The sequence below is a fragment of the Rhabdaerophilum calidifontis genome (genome assembly GCF_008641065.1).
Taxonomy (GTDB): Bacteria; Pseudomonadota; Alphaproteobacteria; order Rhizobiales; family Beijerinckiaceae; genus Rhabdaerophilum; species Rhabdaerophilum calidifontis.
This window is the reverse complement of the sequence record NZ_VTRS01000005.1, coordinates 84,584-99,692: the sequence shown is the minus strand read 5'-3', so window position 1 is coordinate 99,692 and position 15,109 is coordinate 84,584. Positions and strand designations below refer to the sequence as shown.

The window sequence follows — 15,109 nt, the reverse complement described above, 5'->3', positions numbered from 1 at the left end:
GGAAACCGGCGAAGCCGTGCCTATAATCGCACGGGACCGCGTCCGCAACTACAAACTGGCACCGGCGCGCCAGGCGGCGGGGCGGCGCTCCCGCGCAAGAACCGCATCGGCGTCGAGCGAGCGCAGCGGGATGCGGTCGTCGGCCGGAATCGCGCCATCGGCCTGAAGGCGGAGATAGCGGCCGCAGCAGACCCGCAGGAACGAGGTGAAGTTTTCCACATCGCCCGCATTCTGCTGCATCTCGTCATGGAGGCGGCAGATGAGCTCGTTGGTCGTCATGCCGTCCCGGCGCGCAATCTCCTCAAGCACGTTCCAGAACAGGTTCTCGAGCCGCAGGCTTGTCGCGAAGCCGTTGATGCGCAGCGAGCGCGACGCGTTCTGCCACAGAATCGGATCGGCTTCGACGAAGAGTCGGCACATCGGAGGAAAGCCTCGCTGAAGGCGCGGGCGCGGGACCCAGGCGATCAGCCTGCCACAGATCGGGCGATGTTCAACCCCCGCCCGCGCCCGGCTGCATCAATGCGTGATCCGTGTGCCCAGCACGGCCAGGAACTGCGCGATCCAGGCCGGATGCGCGGGCCAGGCCGGCGCCGTCACCAGGTTTCCGTCCGTCACGGCCGCATCGATCGGGATATCGGCATAGATGGCACCGGCGAGTTCCACTTCGGGCCGGCACGCGGGATAGGCCGAACAATGCCGCCCGTGCAGAACCCCGGCCCCGGCGAGCAACTGGGCGCCGTGGCAGATGGCCGCCACCGGCTTGCCGGCCGCGAAGAAGCCCTTGACGATCTCGATCACCTTCGGATCGAGGCGCAGATATTCCGGCGCCCGACCACCGGGAATGACGAGGGCGTCATAACTGCCCGCATCGAGCCCGTCGAAGCTCGCATTCAGTGTGAAATTATGGCCGCGCTTCTCGGAATAGGTCTGCTGCCCCTCGAAATCATGGATCGCCGTCGCGATCTGCTCGCCCGCCTTCTTGCCCGGACAGACGGCGTGAACCGTATGCCCCACGGCCATCAGCGCCTGGAACGGCACCATGTTCTCGTAATCCTCGACGAAATCACCCGTCAGCATCAGAATGCGCTTCGCGCCCATCGTGTTTCCTCCCGGTCTGATCGGAGCCGCCGCGGCCGCGGCAACTCGCCGGACATGGGAGCACGGATCCCCGCCGCGCGGGTGTTAACAGGTTATGACAGAAGCGGGATGCCAATGCCGCCGGCACGGAACGACCGCCGGCGGATCGTTAAGAAAAAGCGCCCCGGAGGGCGCCTGGATCATTTCAGCTTCTCGACCTGGGAGAATTCCAGCTCCACCGGCGTCGCGCGGCCGAAGATCGAGACCGCGGCCTTGAGGCGCTGGCGGGCCATGTCGACCTCCTCGACGATGCCGTTGAACGAGGCGAACGGGCCTTCCGCCACCTTCACCTGCTCGCCCACCTCGAAGATGATCGTGGTCTTCGGCTTTTCCGAAGTCTCGACGACCTGGCCCTTGATGCGCTCGGCCTCGGCATCGGGGATCGGGATCGGCTTCTTGTCCGCGCCGAGGAAACCGGTCACCTTCGGCGTGTTCTTGATCAGGTGATAGGCCTCGTCGGTGAGGTCGCATTTCACCAGCACATAGCCGGGGAAGAACTTGCGGTCGGTCTCGATGCGGCGGCCGCGGCGGATCTCGGTCACCTTCTCGGTCGGGACGAGGATCTCCTCGAAGAGATCGGCGAGTCCCTGCCTATCCGCGCCGTTCTTGATGTCGTCGGCGACCTTCTTCTCGAAATTCGAGAAGGCATGGACGATGTACCAGCGCTTGGGGCGGCTTGAAACCTGCGGGGCGGCGATCATGGTCAAATCCTGTTCTGCGGCAAAGCGCTCAGCGGCCGAGGCCCAGCACGAGGCCGACGCCCCAGCGCAGCACGAGATCCGCGAGCACGAAGAAAATCGAGGCGAGAACCACCAGCACGAACACCATGGCGGTGGTGATCATGGTCTCCTTGCGCGTCGGCCAGGTGACCTTCTTGCCCTCGTTCTGCACATCCTGCAGGAACTCGAACGGGTTCGGCTTCGCCATCGGCCCAAATCCTTCGCCTCTTGCCGCATCTGCGGCGGGAACCTGCACGGCCTCGTTCCCGCTGGGCGGGTTCGGCAAGGCACGGACATGGTCGGGATGAGATCGTCATTAGCCGCAATGGCTGCAAGCGTCAATTTCGGAATTCGGTTCGCCTTGCGGCAGGCGCAGGAATGAATGGCAGTAAAATGGTTGCGTATTTGGGTTGCCATGATAAAAGCGCATCCATAAGGTTGCATGAAGGAGCTTCCGATGTCCGAGACCATCCTCGCCGAGACCGCCCCGCCGGCGGAGATTGCCGACGCCATCACCCGCAGCATCCTGATCCGCGCCCCGCGCGATCGGGTCTGGCGCGCGCTCACGGATGCGCGCGAGTTCGGCGCCTGGTTCGGCGCCGAGCTTTCCGGCGCCTTCGTCCCCGGCGGCCGGGTCGAGGGACGGCTCACCATCTGCAAGTATGAGCATGTGCGCTTCGCGGCGGAGATCGTCGCGGTCGAGCCGAAAACCCGCCTCGCTTATGCTTGGCATCCCTATGCCGTCGATCCGGCAATCGATTATGCCCGCGAGACGCCGACGCTGGTGGAATTCTTCCTTGACGATGCCGCGGAAGGCATCTTGCTGCGCGTGGTCGAATCCGGCTTCTCGCGCCTGCCCGCGCAGCGCCGGGCGGAAGCCTTCCGGATGAATTCCGACGGCTGGACGCACCAGATGGAGAACATCAAGCGGCATGCCGAAACCCCTGCCTGATCTCCGGGGTCCCGCAGACCCATCCACGCCCCAGCTCGCCATCCATGCCGCGCGTTTTGCGGCGCTGGGAGATCCGACCCGGCTTGGCATACTCGTCCGGCTGAGCGACGGCGCGCCGCGCTCCATCGCCCGGCTCACCGAGGCCACGGATCTGACGCGGCAGGCGGTCACGAAGCATCTCGCGGTGCTGGCGGAGGCGGGGATTGTCCGTGCCTCCCGCCGGGGCCGCGAGACGCTGTTCGAGCTGGAACCGGCGCCGCTGGCGGCGGCGCGCCAATATCTCGACGCCATCGCCGCGCAATGGGAGGCGGCGCTCGGCCGGCTCAAATCCTTCATCGAGGATCCGCCGCATTGAGGCCGCCGGGTCTTTCCGGCCCGGCCCGGAACGCCTATCTTCGCCACGACCGCGCCATTCGGGGAGAGACAGCGTGTTCCGTGGCCTGACCGCCCTGACCTTCGCGGCTGCGATCGCCCCCTTCATATTCTTCGCGCTGCTGTTCCTGATGGTGCTCGGCATCGCGACGGTGACGATGGGGCCGGTGATCATGGCCTTCATCGCCTGGATGACCCTGAGCCGCTGGGCGCGGCGCGCCGCCGAAAAGACGCGCGAGGACGCGGTCATCGAAGCGCGCGTGATCCGCGAGAGCGCGCCGGCTTATCCGCCGGAAGCCTATGCGCCGCCGGCGCATTTCGACCTCCTGCTCCAGGCCAAGCACGATATCGGGCGCATCCGCGGCGCCGCCGGCGCGATCGCCGATGGCGGCATCGCGCGCCAGTTCCGCGTGCTCGCCGAACGCGCCGACGCGATCCATGCCCGGCTCCAGGCCGAGCCGGTGAAACTCGGCCTCGCCCGGCGCTTCCTCGCCTCCTACCTGCCCCGCGCCGCCGATCTCGCCAGCGGCTATCAGCGATTCGCCGGCGATGAGGCCGGCAAGGCCGATCGCCGCGCCAAACTCCTCGACGTGCTCTACCGCCTGGAAACCGCGATGAAGGAGCAGGAATCCGGCCTTGACGCGCCGGAACTCTCACGCATCGACGCCGATCTGCGCATCCTGACCGATGACCTCAAGGGCTACGAGCCGGCCTTCCGCCACGCCCCAGCGCCCATCATCGACCGGGTGGAGGCGATCGTCAGCGGCGAGAAGGGAAAGAAGCCGTAAGGTACGAGCCGAACCCAGCTTTGCCCTGATGCGCTCCGCGCTTCGCCGCCACTCTGGATCAGGCTTGCGCGGATCAGGCTTGCAGTGGGGGGCTTCGTTGCAGCGCTGGCAGGAGTGGAGGGACTCGAACCCCCAACCCCCGGTTTTGGAGACCGGTGCTCTGACCAATTGAGCTACACTCCTAGCGGGCCGTTTCTTTGCCTCAGGCACCGGTTGCGCGCAAGGGTTTTCATGGGGCGGAAAACGAAAACGGCGCGCCCGCAGGGCGCGCCGCTGAAAGGCGGGAGAACGGCGCCCGGCCGTTCCCGGTCAATCCTGGATCTGTGCGACGACGCCGGCGCCGACGGTGCGGCCGCCCTCGCGGATGGCGAAGCGCAGCTTCTCCTCCATCGCGATCGGCGTGATCAGCTCCACCTCGAAGCTGATATTGTCGCCCGGCATCACCATCTCCGTGCCCGCCGGAAGCGTCACGATCCCCGTCACGTCCGTCGTCCGGAAGTAGAATTGCGGCCGGTAATTCGCGAAGAACGGCGTGTGACGGCCACCCTCCTCCTTCGTCAGGATATAGGCCTCGGCCTTGAACTTCTTGTGCGGCTTCACCGAGCCCGGTTTGCACAGAACCTGACCGCGCTCCACGTCCTCGCGCTTCGTGCCGCGCAGCAGCGCGCCGATATTGTCCCCCGCCTGGCCCTGATCGAGCAGCTTGCGGAACATCTCGACGCCCGTCACCGTCGTCTTCTGCGTGTCGCGGATGCCGACGATCTCCACTTCCTCGCCAACCTTGATGATCCCACGCTCCACGCGCCCCGTCACAACCGTGCCGCGGCCCGAAATCGAGAACACGTCCTCGATCGGCATCAGGAAAGGCTGGTCGATCGGGCGCTCGGGCTGCGGGATATATTCGTCAACCGTCTTCATCAGCGCCAGGATCGCGTCGCGCCCGATCTCCGGGTTCCGGTCCTCCAGCGCGCAGAGCGCAGAGCCCTTCGTGATCGGGATGTCGTCGCCCGGGAAATCGTACTTCGACAGAAGCTCGCGAACCTCAAGCTCGACAAGCTCCAGAAGTTCCGCGTCGTCCACCATGTCGACCTTGTTCAGGAACACGACAAGCGCAGGAACGCCGACCTGACGCGCCAGAAGAATATGCTCCCGCGTCTGCGGCATCGGGCCGTCCGCCGCCGAAACAACAAGGATCGCGCCGTCCATCTGCGCCGCGCCCGTGATCATGTTCTTCACGTAATCCGCGTGCCCGGGGCAATCAACATGCGCGTAATGCCGGTTCGTCGTCTCGTATTCAACATGCGCCGTCGAGATCGTGATCCCGCGCGCCTTCTCCTCCGGAGCCTTGTCGATCTGGTCATACGCCGTGAACGTCGCCCCGCCCGTCTCCGCGAGAACCTTCGTGATCGCAGCCGTCAGAGACGTCTTCCCATGGTCAACGTGACCAATCGTCCCGATGTTGCAATGCGGCTTCGTCCGCGAAAACTTTTCCTTGGCCATGGGTTTCCCTGACTTGGCTGGCGTCGAACGGGGCCGGGGAACACCCCCCGGCGCGAACTGCCGCGCCGTTTAGGCGGGTTCCCTTGGAAATTCAAGAGGGGGTGCGGGCCGCATGCGCGGTTCAGCCGGCGGCGCCGTCGCGGATGGGCGGCTGGAAGGCATAGCCCATGTCCCAGGGGAAATAGATCCAGGTATCCTGGCTCACCTCGGTCACGAAGGTATCGACCAGCGGCCGCCCCTGCGGCTTGGCGTAAACGGTTGCGATATGGGCCTTCGGCAGCATGTCGCGCACCATCCGCGCGGTCTTGCCGGTATCGACGAGATCGTCGATGACCAGCACGCCGCGCCCGCCCTCGGTGCCGGCAATCGTGCCGTCGATGCCCTTGATCACCCGCAGCCCGCCCTGATCGGTGTAGTTGTGGTAGGAGGCGATGCAGACCGTCTCGATCATCCGGATCTCGAGTTCCCGGGCGATGATCGCCGCCGGCACGAGGCCGCCGCGCGTGATGCACACGATCGAATCGAACGGCCCCGCCCCCGCTAGCCGCCAGGCGAGCGCCCGCGCATCGCGATGGAACTGGTCCCAGGAGACCGGAAATGCCCTGTCCGGCAGGGATCGTGGTGCGGGCTGCTGCATGCCTCCTCCCGAAATCGCGATTGCTGACCCCGGCCTTCGCCTCAGATCGGCGCGCCATCCATGACAAGCCGGCCGAGCAGCGCTTTGACATCCGCCTCGGCAGCCGCGAGCGCCGCCGCCTCCCGCGCACGCAGCACGATCTGGTTGGTGAACCCGCCGCCCTGGAACGCGGGATAGGAGCCGATCGACACCGCCGGATGCGCCGCCGCGACCTCGGCGAGACCGGCCGCATAGACACCTTCCGCGAGCCCGGGCGCGGGCACGGTCGCGACCAGCATCCGCAGGCCGGTCGCAAGACCCGGCGCAACATTGTCGAGCATTGCCTGCATGATCGCCGGCACGCCCGCCATCACGATGACATTGCCGAGCCGGAAGCCGGGTGCCTTGGAAATCGGGTTGTCGATCAGGTCGGCCCCGGCCGGGATGCGCGCCATGCGCAACCGCGCGGGGTTGAGATCCTCCGGCTGGTAGCGCTCGCGCAGCATCGCCACCGCGCGCGGATCCTCCCCGATCGGGACCCCGAACGCCTTGGCGATGCAATCGGCCGTGATGTCGTCATGCGTCGGGCCGATGCCGCCGGTGGTGAAGAGATAGGTATAGCGCGCCCGGAGCGCGTTCACCGCCGCGACGATCTCGGCCTCGATATCCGGCACGATCCGCGCTTCGCGCAGGTCGATGCCGATCTTGGCGAGATATTCGGCGATATAGCCGATATTCCGGTCCTTCGTCCGGCCGGAGAGGATTTCGTCGCCGATGACGAGGATCGCCGCCGTGACCGCCGCCGTCATGCCCCACGCTCCAGAATATGGTTGTTGCGCGTCGCCGCAAGGCGGCGATAGCCCTGCGCCTCGAGCAGCGCGAGGAGATCGATGCTCCAGCGCCCCTCACCCCGCTCGACGATGATCAGCCGCGGCCAGAGCGCCTGCGGCGCCTCGGCGAAGAATCGCTGGAGGATCAGGTCTTCCGCCCCTTCGACATCGAGCTTCATCGCATCGACATGGTCGAAGCCCTCATCCTCCAGGATGCCGAGCAGCGCCCGCGCCGGCACCTTGACCTGCCGGGCGTGATCCGCCGAGACGATCTTCACGCTCGCCTCGCCCTTGTTGCGCGAGTCGAGGAACAGCGTGATCTCGCCGTCCCGGTCGGCGACGGCGAGCGCCAGGGCCTTGACGGTGCCGAACGGGTTGGCGCGGATATTGTAGACGAGACGCTCGAAGATCTCGGGCTGCGGCTCGATCGCGAGGATGCGCGCCCCCGGCCCCGCAGCCGCGGCGAGTGCCAGCGAATAGCCGCCGATATTGGCGCCGATATCGAGGAAGACGAAGTTCGGCGTGAGCCGCCCGATCAGCAGCGCGCGCTCCGCCTCGTCGAAATCGCGCGGCGAGAACAGGATCCGCTTCTCGCAGACATTGTTGTAGGGGAAAAGGCGGAACCGGGCGCCGAGCGATTCGGCATCGACCGGCCGGCCCCGCAGCAACGCGATCGCGATGCGGCGGAGGAGGAAGCCGAGCCGCTTGCCGAGCCAGCCGCGCGGCAGCGCGCGCGTCCAGCCGATCAGGGCGCGGACGGCGCCTGTCGCGGCATGGGCACCGAAGGCAGGGGCGCCGGGGGAGGAGGAGAATTCAGCCATCGCATGTTCCGGGTCGAGCGCAGTGCTTTAATCGCGCGGGCGACAAAAAGCGAGTGTTCTCGCGCTTCCGGCGGATCATCCGCCCCGATTGCACGCCGGACACGGCGCGCCTCTTGGATCGCGCCTCTTGGATCGCGCGGCACGAGCAGATAGCTTAGGGAATCCGATCGCCGTGACACGCCGCCGCGCGCGGACAGCGCGGGATCGACCCTGAAAGGACCGCCCCGACCATGACCTTTGCCGCGGCCGAAACCGCAACCCGCCGCCAGGCCGGCGTGATCAAGCTCCACGATGCTGCGGCTTTCGCCGGCATGCGCCGCGCCGGCCGCGTCACCGCCGAGGCGCTCGACATGCTCGTCGACCTCGTCCGGCCGGGCGTGACGACCGATGCGATCGACCGCGCCGTCTTCGCCTTCGCGATGGACCATGGCGCCCTGCCGGCGACGCTCTATTACCACGGCTATACCCGCTCGTGCTGCACCTCGATCAACCACGTCGTCTGCCACGGCATCCCGTCGGACAAGCCGCTGAAGGAGGGCGACATCGTCAATATCGACGTGACGCTGATCGTCGATGGCTGGCACGGCGATGCGAGCCGGATGTATGCGGTGGGCGAGATCCCCCGCCGGGCGATGCGCTTGCTGGAAGTGACGCATGAATGCCTCGAACTCGGCATCGCCGCCGTCCGGCCCGGCGCCACGACCGGCCATATCGGCGAGGCGATCCAGCGCCATGCCGAAGCCGAGCGCTGCTCGGTCGTGCGCGATTTCTGCGGCCACGGGCTCGGACGCCTGTTCCACGACGAACCGAACATTCTCCATTACGGCCGGGCGGGCGAGGGCGTGGAGATGAAGCCGGGCATGTTCTTCACCATCGAGCCGATGATCAATCTCGGCCGCCCGCATGTGAAGATCCTGTCCGATGGCTGGACCGCCGTGACGCGCGACCGCTCGCTCTCCGCGCAGTTCGAGCACACGGTGGCGGTGACGGAAACAGGCGTCGAGATCTTCACCCGCTCGCCGAAAGGGCTCGATTTTCCCGCTCAGCCGGCGCCGCCCCGCCCGGCGCTGATCCCGGCGGCCGGATGAGCGGGCCCGGTGCGCCTCCCGCCCCGCGGCGGCGGCGGCAGGCGGCCGCAGCGCCGGACGGGCCCGGCATGCCGCCGCATTATCTCGGCCATCGCCAGCGGCTGCGCGAGCGTTTCGCCGCCTCGCCGGAGACGCTGCCCGATTACGAATTGCTCGAACTCGTGCTGTTCGGCGCCATCACCCGCGGTGATGTCAAACCGATCGCCAAGGCCCTGATCGCCCGCTTCGGCAGCTTCGCCGAGGTGGTCTCCGCGCCGCCGGAGCTGCTCGGCGAGACGAAAGGCGTCGGGCCGGCCGTCATCCACGCGCTGAAGCTCGTCGAGGCGGCGGCGCGCCGCGTCGCGCTTGGCGCGGTGAGGAACCGGCAGGTGCTCGGCTCCTGGTCCTCGGTGCTGGATTATTGCCGCACCGCCATGGCCTTCGCCGAGCGCGAGGAATTCCGGCTGCTGTTTCTCGACAAGAAGAACGGCCTGATCGGCGACGAGGTGATGCAGCGCGGCACGGTCGACCATACGCCCGTCTATCCGCGCGAGGTGCTGCGCCGCGCGCTTCAGCTCAACGCCTCGGCGCTGATCCTGGTCCACAACCATCCCTCCGGGGATCCCGCACCTTCGCGCGCCGATATCGAGATGACGCGCGAGATCGTTTCGCTCGCGGAACCGATGGGCATCGTCGTGCACGACCACCTGATCATCGGCCGCAAGGGCCATGCGAGTTTCCGGGCGCTCGGCCTGCTTTGATCGCGCAAGCCTGCCCCGAATCTGCGGATTTCGGGCGCGTTCGTGGTGGCCGCAACGTCCTGTCAACTTTCTTCGGCGACCATACAGCCGTGTCCTGCTGCGCGTGTCATCCGAGTTGAGTTCCCGGAATGCAAATCCTTCCGGCCCGAGCCAAGAAGGCGCACGGCGTCTCGCTCTCCATCGTCCCGATCTTCCTCCTGGTGCTCTGCATCATGGGATCGATGGCGCTGGTGGCGAACCGCGCCGCGATGCGGCAGCAAGCCTTTGAGCTGGATCGGGAAAAACGTCAGCTGACCCAAAGTCTTGGCTTCGAGGCCGAATCTCTGCTCGCAGCTGTCGCGCGCGACGAGGGGCTCGGCGAATTGTTCCAGGTCCAGCGCAGCCGCGAAACGCTGGAACGCCTCCTCGCCGCGCTCAACCGCCGCCAGGCGACCGATTACGCCATCCTGATCGCCAAGTCCGACGGCCATCTGCTGGCCGAGGCCGGCGAAACCGAAACCTTCTCCCGCCGCTCGGCCTTCATGCGGCGACTCGTCGATTCCGCGCGCATGCGCGGGCTCGACACGACGACAATCGGCATCGGCCGCGAGGCGCGCGTCCTGCAAGACGGCCAGGGCGCCTTCGCGCTCGCCACCATGCCGATCGGCCGGTCGATCATTCTGGCGGTAACGCGGCCGATCGGGGCCGGCGCGCTGCGCCGGTTCTCGACCATGCTTGCGATCCCCAATCTTCGCCTCGTCGGCGGCGAGGCGCCGACCGAGACCAGCATCGCCGTGCCGGGTCTTGCCGGCGAGCCGGTCATGAGCCTCGTCTGGATGCCGAGCCGCGCGGCGGCCGAGACGCTGACGGACCTCGCCATCTTCGGGCTCTCGGCCTCGATCGGAATCGCCATCGTGGCGCTGGTACTGTTCCGACGCATGCGCGCCTCGACGGAGGCGCTGCTGATGCGCGAGGCCAAGGCGAGCCATGAGGCGCGCCACGACCCGCTCTCGGGCCTGCCGAACCGCGCGGTGTTCTGCGATACGCTCGCCGAGAACATCGAGGATCTGCCAAACCGCGACAGCTCGATCGCGGTTCTGCTGCTTGATCTCGACAAGTTCAAGGATGTCAACGACATCTACGGCCATGCGGCCGGCGACAAGGTGATCGTCGATTTCGGCAACCGCGTCCGCGCACTGCTGCGCCAGACCGATATGATCGCGCGTCTCGGCGGCGACGAATTCGCCGTGATGCAGACCGGCATCCGCTCGCATGGCGAGACCACGTGGCTCGCACAGGCGATCATCGACGCCGCCAACCGCCCCTTCGTCATGGATGGCGCGACGATGCAGATCGGCGTCACGATCGGCATCTCCTTCGCACCGGATGACGGACTCGAGATCGCCGCCATCCTGCGCGCCGCCGATACCGCGCTCTACCGGGCGAAGAACGAGGGCCGCAACCGCTTCGCGCTCTACGAGCACCGGATGACCGAGAGCGAGCGGATCCGCAAGCTCGTCGACGACGAGTTGCGCGGGGCGATCGACCGCGACGAGCTGACCCTCGTCTACCAGCCCCAGGTTCATGCCGAGAACGGCCGCATTGCCAGCGTCGAGGCGCTGGTGCGCTGGCGCCACCCCTCCTACGGGCTGATCTCGCCAGCGACCTTCATCAGCGCGGCGGAGGAACGCGGCCTGATCGTACCGCTCGGACAATGGGTGATGCGCCGCGCCTGTCTCGATGCCGCGCGCTGGCCGGGCCTGCGCGTGGGCGTCAATGTCTCGGCGATCCAGTTCCGCCAGCAGAATTTCGTCCGCGACGTGGCGCGGACCATCGAGGAAGCGGCGCTCGAGCCCGGCCGCCTCGAATTGGAGCTGACCGAGGGGGTGCTGGTCGAGGATGCCGATCAGGCGGAGGCCGCCATGGTCGAGTTGCGTTCGATCGGCGTGAAGCTCGCGCTCGATGATTTCGGAACGGGCTATTCTTCGCTGATCTATCTGCGCCGCTTTGCCTTCGACAAGATCAAGATCGACAAATCCTTCCTCGATTCCATGGAGGCGACCGGGGAGAGCGCGATCCTCGTCCATTCCGTCGTCCATCTCGGCCGCGCGCTTGGCCTCGAGGTGACGGCGGAGGGCGTCGAGACCGAGGAGCAACGGCGCTTCCTCCAGGCGGTCGGCTGCCATTTCCTGCAGGGCTACCTGTTCTCGAAGCCGGTTTCGGCCGATGCGATCGACGAGATGCTGCGCGCCGAGGCTGAGGCCGATCGCGGCACAACACCGCCACTCTCCGCCGCCTGAACGCGCTTGCGCGCAGGCTCAGATCATGCCGGTGCCCTGCAGGACGAAAACCACCAACTGGCGGATGATGGCGTAGGTGAGCGCCGCCGAGAACACCAGCGCCACGATCGTCGCGATGCCGCCGAGCCCGATGAACACGCCGTCGCGCTCGGTCAGCCCGAGGCCGATCAGCGTCACCGCGATCCCCGGCGGGATGCCGCCGAAGAACGGGATCGGCGCCATCAGCGCCAAGGCCAGCAGCGCCACGACGAGCCCGAGCACGCGCTGCGCCGGCGCGCCGGTCAGCAGCCCGAAACGCGGGCGCATTACCCGCTCCAGCCGCCGCAGGGTCGGGGTCGCCCGTTCGAGCACGCGGAGGAGATCGCGGCGCTTGACCCGCTGCCGCCCGAGCCAGCCCGGCAGCGCGAGGCTTTCCTTGCCGAGCATCATCTGCATCGCGATCACCGCGACGATGACGCCGCACAGGATCGGCAATCCCGGCAGCGGCAGCAGGTTCGGCAGGCCGAACAGAACCAGCCCGATCCCGAAGCTGCGCTTGCCCAGCGCGGAGGTGACCTCCGAGAGCGTGGGGAAGGGATCGTCGTCTGCGCCCCGTCCCTGCACGCTGGCGGTGAGGACATCGGCGATCCGGTCCGACAAAGGCTTCATCAAGCAGCACGTTTCCTTGCGCCAGCGGGGCCGGCTTCCATAGCCCGGCAGGCAGGTGAAGGAAAGCGGCGAAGGCGGCGGTGCCGGGCTGCGATTCCCCCTCACCGCGCGACGCGACCCCTGATTGGTAGACAGATTTCCGGATCTGTCTTCCGAATCGGACCGGGTATCAGACTGCCCGCGAGAAGGCGGCGATCCCAGGGGGATGACCATGGCCTCAGTGCGGGGGATGGGGGCTGACGCAACGCGCCGGCATGGTGTGGCTGGCGCGGGCATGGTGCTCTTTCTCGGCTTGCCCGGTATCGACGCCGCATATGCCGGAGAAGGATTTCACCGCGCCTTCGAGCCGGCAGAGCGCACCCGCAGCGTGTTCTTCACGAGTTTCGATCTCACGGAGCGCGGGCGCTTCGTCGGCAGCGGCGTGAAATACGCGCCCGCCGGCCGCCTCGAGGATCCCGGCTGGCGGATCCTGTCCAGCATCGGCGTCAAGATCCGCGATTACGACCGCGCCCTCGGCCTGCGCACAAGCCGCGTCGATGCCGCCCGCTTCCTGCTCGGCCATGAATGGCGGAGCGGGCCGCGGACGATCTCGGCCTTCCTCGGCCTCGGCAGCATCGTCAATTCCGCCGAGATCCAGCTTCGCACCCGCCGCACCACGCGCCAGGGGCCGGCCGGGATCTTCGAGCTGTGGCAGGATTGGGGCGGCGCTGCGCCCTGGGGCTCGCGCTTCACATCGGTCTTCGCGCTGGGCGATTGGGCGAACCGCTCGGCCTATTTCCGCGTCCGGCACGGTTTCGCCCTTGCCGGAAGCACCATGCGCATCGGCCCGGAGATCGCGGTGAGCATGGGCAAGAACCAGGCCTGGCGCGGCATCCGCATCCAGGATGATTGGCTGCGGCTGCGGCTCGGGGTGCATCTCGGCGAGATCCCGATCTGGCGGGCGCGGCTCACCCTCTCCACCGGCGCCGAATGGCGCGACGATGCCCAGCCCGGCCTTTATCTCCAGATCGGCGCCTATCTGCGCTACTGATCCGCCGCCAGCGCCGCCTCGGTATCGAAATCGGCATGAATGCCGGGATCCGCGACCGGCAATTCGAGCACCGCCTCGCGCGTCGCCTCGAGCAGGGCGCGCGCGCCGCGATCGCCGGTGAGCCGCGCCAGGGCCGCGAAGAGCGGCCGCCGCACCAGGACCGGATTGCCCCAGACCCCGCCATGGACCGGAACCACGGCCCGCGCCGCAGGGTTGGCGCGCGCCGCCGCCTGCAGTGCCGCCAGCGTCTCCGCGCGCACCCGCGGCATGTCGCCGAGCAGGATCAGCGCGGCATCGATATCCTCGGGCAATGCTGCGAGACCCGCCCGCAGCGAGCCGGCCAGCCCCGCCGCATAATCCGGGTTGTGGACGAAGCGGATCGCCGCATCCGGCAGCGCCGCGCGCACCGCCTCCGCCTCGTGCCCGGTGATCACGACCAGCGGATCGAGCCCGGCCTCGCGCGCCGCCGCCGCGACATGGGCGAGCATCGGCCGGCCGTCGAGCGGCGCGAGAAGCTTGTTCCGCGCGCCGAACCGGGTCGAACGCCCCGCCGCGAGCACAATGCCGGCGCAGCGCTCCGCCGCGCGCGCGGCGCCGGCGCGCGGCTGCGGCCGCGAGACGATTTCCATCAGCAGGCCGCCGACGCCCATGCGCCGGATCTCGGCCGCACCGACTGGAAGATCGGCGCAAAGCCGCGCCAGAACCCAGTCGAACCCGTTCTCTCGCGGGGAGCGCGCGCAACCGGGGGCGCCGAGCGCCGGTTTGCCGGCGAATTCGGCGAGCAGCAGCAGGTTGCCGGGATCGACCGGCATGCCGAGCTGGATCACCCGCCCGCCGCACGCCTCGATCGCGGCCGGGATCGCGTCGCGCCGGTCGGCGATCGCGGCGGCGCCGAAGATCAGCAGCAGGTCGAACGTCGCCGGGTCGAGCGCCGCGAACGCCGCCTCAAGCGCCGCCTGCGCATGATCGAGCCGCCGCTCCAGGACCAGCCGGGCGCCGAACCCGGCAAGCCGCGCCTCGGTGACGCGCAGGGTCTTGTCGATCACGCTCTCCTTCAGCCCCGGCAGGCGCAGCGACAGCATTGCGACGCGCTTCTCCCGGAACGGCGCGACCCGGAGCCGCGCGGCCTCGAGCGCCGCAACGCCCCGCGCCACCAGCTCCGCCGGCAGCGCGAAGGGAATGATCTTGATCGTGGCGACCATCTCCCCCGCCGCGACATGCTTCATCGCCGGCAGGGTGGCGAGCGTCATGCCTGGATCGAGCGCGTTGAACGCATCGATCGCGGCGACATCCGGCACCAGAACGCCGGGCACGGCAGCAAACAGATTGGCGCGCCCGGTAGAGGCCGGATCGACGCGCAGCCCCTCGCCCGCGCAGGCAGCGGCCAGCCGCGCCGCCGCACGATCCTCGTCGAGATCGCCGGGTTCGAGCCGGGCGATCGTCACCTCGGCGAGCCCCGCCGCCGCGAGCACCGCGCAATCCGCCGCGTCGAGGACATGCCCCTTGCGTAACACGCGCTCCCCCGCGCGCGCCTGATGCGCGAGGATGCCGCCCTCGGCCGCGCGCACCGGAACCGGCCCGAATTCCAT

Annotated in this window: 17 protein-coding genes and 1 tRNA gene; 7 read left to right on the top strand and 11 right to left on the bottom strand. The window is 67.9% G+C overall.

Annotated elements, in window-relative coordinates; translation table 11 throughout:
* Positions 1 to 48: 48 nt before the first annotated feature.
* The 4 genes from FWJ24_RS09805 to secE form a co-directional block, all read right to left on the bottom strand.
* Positions 49 to 420, bottom strand: a complete 372-nt coding sequence (locus FWJ24_RS09805) for a ribbon-helix-helix domain-containing protein (RefSeq protein WP_150287646.1) — start codon at positions 418 to 420, stop codon at positions 49 to 51.
* Between the two features lie 96 nt (positions 421 to 516).
* Positions 517 to 1,098, bottom strand: coding sequence for a DJ-1/PfpI family protein (locus FWJ24_RS09800; RefSeq protein WP_150287645.1), 582 nt, complete (start codon positions 1,096 to 1,098; stop codon positions 517 to 519).
* 179 nt (positions 1,099 to 1,277) lie between these two features.
* Positions 1,278 to 1,838 (bottom strand): transcription termination/antitermination protein NusG, encoded by a 561-nt coding sequence (nusG, locus tag FWJ24_RS09795; protein ID WP_150287644.1) that lies wholly within the window; start codon positions 1,836 to 1,838, stop codon positions 1,278 to 1,280.
* 28 nt (positions 1,839 to 1,866) lie between these two features.
* The gene (gene secE / locus FWJ24_RS09790; protein ID WP_150287643.1) at positions 1,867 to 2,064 is read right to left on the bottom strand and encodes a preprotein translocase subunit SecE; all 198 of its coding nucleotides are present in this window, start codon (positions 2,062 to 2,064) and stop codon (positions 1,867 to 1,869) included.
* 249 nt (positions 2,065 to 2,313) lie between these two features.
* On the opposite strand from secE, the gene FWJ24_RS09785 reads away from it, so the two are divergent.
* The 3 genes from FWJ24_RS09785 to FWJ24_RS09775 all read left to right on the top strand — a co-directional run bounded on the left by FWJ24_RS09785 (position 2,314) and on the right by FWJ24_RS09775 (position 3,968).
* Positions 2,314 to 2,808, top strand: a complete 495-nt coding sequence (locus tag FWJ24_RS09785; RefSeq protein WP_150287642.1) for an SRPBCC family protein — start codon at positions 2,314 to 2,316, stop codon at positions 2,806 to 2,808.
* Positions 2,789 to 3,163 (top strand): ArsR/SmtB family transcription factor, encoded by a 375-nt coding sequence (locus tag FWJ24_RS09780; RefSeq protein WP_150287641.1) that lies wholly within the window; start codon positions 2,789 to 2,791, stop codon positions 3,161 to 3,163. Before FWJ24_RS09785 ends, FWJ24_RS09780 begins: the two co-directional genes overlap by 20 nt.
* 73 nt (positions 3,164 to 3,236) lie before the next feature.
* Positions 3,237 to 3,968 carry a 5-bromo-4-chloroindolyl phosphate hydrolysis family protein gene (locus FWJ24_RS09775; RefSeq protein WP_166443654.1) on the top strand — a complete coding sequence of 244 codons (732 nt, stop codon included), beginning with the start codon at positions 3,237 to 3,239 and terminating at the stop codon, positions 3,966 to 3,968.
* A gap of 106 nt (positions 3,969 to 4,074) precedes the next feature.
* On the opposite strand, the gene FWJ24_RS09770 is transcribed toward FWJ24_RS09775, so the two are convergent.
* The 5 genes from FWJ24_RS09770 to FWJ24_RS09750 all read right to left on the bottom strand — a co-directional run bounded on the left by FWJ24_RS09770 (position 4,075) and on the right by FWJ24_RS09750 (position 7,735).
* Positions 4,075 to 4,151, bottom strand: a tRNA-Trp gene (locus FWJ24_RS09770).
* A gap of 126 nt (positions 4,152 to 4,277) precedes the next feature.
* Positions 4,278 to 5,468, bottom strand: a complete 1,191-nt coding sequence (gene tuf / locus FWJ24_RS09765) for an elongation factor Tu (RefSeq protein ID WP_150287639.1) — start codon at positions 5,466 to 5,468, stop codon at positions 4,278 to 4,280.
* Between the two features lie 121 nt (positions 5,469 to 5,589).
* Positions 5,590 to 6,105 carry a xanthine phosphoribosyltransferase gene (gene gpt, locus FWJ24_RS09760; protein ID WP_150287638.1) on the bottom strand — a complete coding sequence of 172 codons (516 nt, stop codon included), beginning with the start codon at positions 6,103 to 6,105 and terminating at the stop codon, positions 5,590 to 5,592.
* A 41-nt stretch (positions 6,106 to 6,146) separates the two neighbouring features.
* Positions 6,147 to 6,893: a competence/damage-inducible protein A gene (locus tag FWJ24_RS09755; RefSeq protein WP_150287637.1), complete on the bottom strand. Its 747-nt coding sequence runs from the start codon at positions 6,891 to 6,893 to the stop codon at positions 6,147 to 6,149.
* Complete coding sequence (locus FWJ24_RS09750) at positions 6,890 to 7,735, bottom strand: FkbM family methyltransferase (RefSeq protein WP_150287636.1); 846 nt, start codon at positions 7,733 to 7,735, stop codon at positions 6,890 to 6,892. The genes FWJ24_RS09755 and FWJ24_RS09750 overlap by 4 nt, the downstream gene beginning before the upstream one ends.
* A 230-nt stretch (positions 7,736 to 7,965) precedes the next feature.
* Between FWJ24_RS09750 and map the strand changes: the two genes are divergently transcribed.
* From map to FWJ24_RS09735, 3 genes are all read left to right on the top strand, one after another.
* Entirely contained in the window at positions 7,966 to 8,823 is an 858-nt protein-coding gene (gene map, locus FWJ24_RS09745; protein WP_150287635.1) for a type I methionyl aminopeptidase, read from the top strand.
* Positions 8,820 to 9,563 (top strand): RadC family protein, encoded by a 744-nt coding sequence (gene radC, locus FWJ24_RS09740; protein ID WP_150287634.1) that lies wholly within the window; start codon positions 8,820 to 8,822, stop codon positions 9,561 to 9,563. Before map ends, radC begins: the two co-directional genes overlap by 4 nt.
* Positions 9,564 to 9,691: 128 nt before the next feature.
* On the top strand, positions 9,692 to 11,842 hold the full coding sequence (locus FWJ24_RS09735; RefSeq protein WP_150287633.1) for a putative bifunctional diguanylate cyclase/phosphodiesterase: 2,151 nt from the start codon (positions 9,692 to 9,694) through the stop codon (positions 11,840 to 11,842).
* 18 nt (positions 11,843 to 11,860) lie between these two features.
* Here the strand turns inward: FWJ24_RS09735 and FWJ24_RS09730 are convergent, their stop codons facing one another.
* On the bottom strand, positions 11,861 to 12,490 hold the full coding sequence (locus tag FWJ24_RS09730) for an exopolysaccharide biosynthesis protein (RefSeq protein WP_166443653.1): 630 nt from the start codon (positions 12,488 to 12,490) through the stop codon (positions 11,861 to 11,863).
* Positions 12,491 to 12,764: 274 nt separating this feature from the next.
* On the opposite strand from FWJ24_RS09730, the gene bcsS reads away from it, so the two are divergent.
* Positions 12,765 to 13,520 (top strand): cellulose biosynthesis protein BcsS, encoded by a 756-nt coding sequence (bcsS, locus tag FWJ24_RS09725; RefSeq protein WP_150287631.1) that lies wholly within the window; start codon positions 12,765 to 12,767, stop codon positions 13,518 to 13,520.
* Here the strand turns inward: bcsS and FWJ24_RS09720 are convergent.
* Positions 13,514 to 15,109, bottom strand: a complete 1,596-nt coding sequence (locus tag FWJ24_RS09720) for an NTP transferase domain-containing protein (RefSeq protein WP_150287630.1) — start codon at positions 15,107 to 15,109, stop codon at positions 13,514 to 13,516. The two genes, bcsS and FWJ24_RS09720, sit on opposite strands and share 7 nt — an antisense overlap.

Bases quoted from the DNA above. Each gene is read 5' to 3' on its own strand.
- map (WP_150287635.1), top strand. From the start codon at position 7,966: ATGACCTTTGCCGCGGCCGAAACCGCAACCCGCCGCCAGGCCGGCGTG.
- radC (WP_150287634.1), top strand. From the start codon at position 8,820: ATGAGCGGGCCCGGTGCGCCTCCCGCCCCGCGGCGGCGGCGGCAGGCG.
- bcsS (WP_150287631.1), top strand. From the start codon at position 12,765: ATGGTGCTCTTTCTCGGCTTGCCCGGTATCGACGCCGCATATGCCGGA.
- gpt (WP_150287638.1), bottom strand. From the start codon at position 6,105: ATGCAGCAGCCCGCACCACGATCCCTGCCGGACAGGGCATTTCCGGTC.
- FWJ24_RS09730 (WP_166443653.1), bottom strand. From the start codon at position 12,490: ATGAAGCCTTTGTCGGACCGGATCGCCGATGTCCTCACCGCCAGCGTG.
- FWJ24_RS09735 (WP_150287633.1), top strand. From the start codon at position 9,692: ATGCAAATCCTTCCGGCCCGAGCCAAGAAGGCGCACGGCGTCTCGCTC.
- FWJ24_RS09780 (WP_150287641.1), top strand. From the start codon at position 2,789: ATGCCGAAACCCCTGCCTGATCTCCGGGGTCCCGCAGACCCATCCACG.
- nusG (WP_150287644.1), bottom strand. From the start codon at position 1,838: ATGATCGCCGCCCCGCAGGTTTCAAGCCGCCCCAAGCGCTGGTACATC.
- FWJ24_RS09750 (WP_150287636.1), bottom strand. From the start codon at position 7,735: ATGGCTGAATTCTCCTCCTCCCCCGGCGCCCCTGCCTTCGGTGCCCAT.
- FWJ24_RS09720 (WP_150287630.1), bottom strand. From the start codon at position 15,109: ATGGAATTCGGGCCGGTTCCGGTGCGCGCGGCCGAGGGCGGCATCCTC.
- FWJ24_RS09755 (WP_150287637.1), bottom strand. From the start codon at position 6,893: ATGACGGCGGCGGTCACGGCGGCGATCCTCGTCATCGGCGACGAAATC.
- secE (WP_150287643.1), bottom strand. From the start codon at position 2,064: ATGGCGAAGCCGAACCCGTTCGAGTTCCTGCAGGATGTGCAGAACGAG.
- FWJ24_RS09805 (WP_150287646.1), bottom strand. From the start codon at position 420: ATGTGCCGACTCTTCGTCGAAGCCGATCCGATTCTGTGGCAGAACGCG.
- FWJ24_RS09785 (WP_150287642.1), top strand. From the start codon at position 2,314: ATGTCCGAGACCATCCTCGCCGAGACCGCCCCGCCGGCGGAGATTGCC.
- tuf (WP_150287639.1), bottom strand. From the start codon at position 5,468: ATGGCCAAGGAAAAGTTTTCGCGGACGAAGCCGCATTGCAACATCGGG.
- FWJ24_RS09800 (WP_150287645.1), bottom strand. From the start codon at position 1,098: ATGGGCGCGAAGCGCATTCTGATGCTGACGGGTGATTTCGTCGAGGAT.